Below are 1,271 nucleotides of genomic sequence, written 5' to 3' on the forward strand. Positions count from 1 at the left end.
CCTAAATCTGTATTGACCTTAACGTTGTGACATATTTGACAACCAGTATGCATAGATGAGTTTACATTCTTCATTATCGTAATGCCTTTAAGATCAATATTAAACAACACATTTCGATAAGTATCGTATATAGTGTTATCAAATACAGAATGATCTGCTACGTTATCTTTATTAATAGCAAGCTGTTTATCTAAACTAAAGATGGACAAATCACTACCCATCGAAATACTAATAATATCATTCGCATGAACAGTTAAAGCATTATAATACTCTACATGATCATCATGTAAGTGTGGGTTAAGACTTAACGCTTTAATAAATTTTGTCGAAATGTAAGTAATGGAATCAGTAGCACTCTTTAATTTCTGTATACCTTCTAAATAATCAGATATCACAAAAAGTTTAACTGAAAGCAAAAAGCTAAAAAGCAAAACGATAAAAAATCTCAATTATTAACCCTTTATAAAAACGATATAAGCTCTAATGACTTATCAATAAGTAAGCTTTTTTAGCGGCACATAACATACCGCTAATAAGTTCATAATCGAGAAGAAAAACTAGCGATGCTTTCTGGTTTATAGAAAAGAAAACCTTGGTATTTATACACACCCAACTTCTCTAATGTCGCTAATTGCTCTTGGTTTTCAACCCCTTCAGCTATCAGGTTAATATTCAGTTTCGATGCTAACAATACTACACTTTCAATAATATGAAGTGTAAGTTCACTCGACTCTATTTTGTCAACAAATGATTTATCAATTTTAAGTGAATCAAAATCATATAAATTTAAATAATAAAGTGACGAATAACCCGTACCATAATCATCAAGTGCAAATTGGATACCATGCAATCGTAGTAAATGCATCGCTTTCAATGTGTCATTCACATTTTCAAATTCACTCGATTCTGTAAATTCAAGCACTAACTGGCAATGTTCGGCTAATTTAATACATAACGCTTGAATATTTTCATCATGCAAACATTTTTCTGTTAAGTTAAAGCTTAATATTAAATTTTCTCTACGTTTAACTAATTCACTATTCAGTACTTGTTTCAGTAACTGCGTTGTGAGTAACGGAATTAATGAATACTTTTCAAGCTTTGGAATAAACTCCATTGGTGAAACCATCGTACCATTTCGTTTAAACCAGCGAGCTAACACCTCACCGCCTATCACACGCTTATCTTGATCAACAATCGGCTGAATATAAGGACATATTTCATTATTTGTGATCGCTTTTCGTAACAAGTAATAGTCAATATTGTTGTAC

The 1,271-nt window shown here is 31.3% G+C and carries 2 protein-coding genes; both read right to left on the reverse strand.

The window, feature by feature from the left end; genetic code table 11:
- Positions 1–449, reverse strand: a 449-nt coding sequence (locus tag E5A76_RS20500; RefSeq protein ID WP_222932519.1) for a hypothetical protein, incomplete at its 3' end; no start/stop codon positions are given.
- 89 nt (positions 450–538) lie between these two features.
- Positions 539–1,271, reverse strand: a 733-nt coding sequence (locus E5A76_RS12880; protein ID WP_161119174.1) for an EAL domain-containing protein, incomplete at its 5' end; no start/stop codon positions are given.

The sequence above is a fragment of the Photobacterium lucens genome (assembly GCF_009873615.1).
GTDB classification, from domain to species: Bacteria; Pseudomonadota; Gammaproteobacteria; order Enterobacterales; family Vibrionaceae; genus Photobacterium; species Photobacterium lucens.